Here is a 462-nt window from a genome sequence, read left to right on the forward strand (position 1 = left end):
TACCCGAACTTATCAAACCCGCCGTTTTGTGTAAAAATACCGCAATGGAAAAAATTACTCACCAAAATCTACATCCCTTACTTTCCAAAAGCCTGACCGACACCGATTTCGTCCTTATTCTCAATGCCTTAATCAAATTCCTGCGGCGCGGCGGCAAAAAACAGGCGGCAGAACGCTTCGACCTGATTATCGCCACGCTCAAACAAGACGAAGCACTCGCAAAAAACTTCAGCGGCCGCTTTTACCACTGGCTTTCGCAAGTCCACATCTATCCGGCTTTGATCAAACTCGGTATCTTCTCGCGCCACAGCTGCACCCGCGAGATGGGCATACGCATATACGAACGTTTCAGCCCGTCCTATAAAGATTTTGCCAACCTGCGCGAAGTGTTCCTCTATCTTTTTCATTCGGAAAACGACGACAGATGGCTGCAAACCCTCAGCATCCGCCAATGGTTGATCC

At 48.7% G+C, this 462-nt stretch carries 1 pseudogene; it reads left to right on the plus strand.

Features of this window, described 5'->3' with window-relative positions:
* Positions 1 to 44 precede the first annotated feature (44 nt).
* Positions 45 to 462 (plus strand): annotated as a pseudogene (locus ACTHUR_RS20300) (recombinase); the annotation flags it as partial.

The organism is Neisseria sp. P0021.S007 (assembly GCF_051956855.1).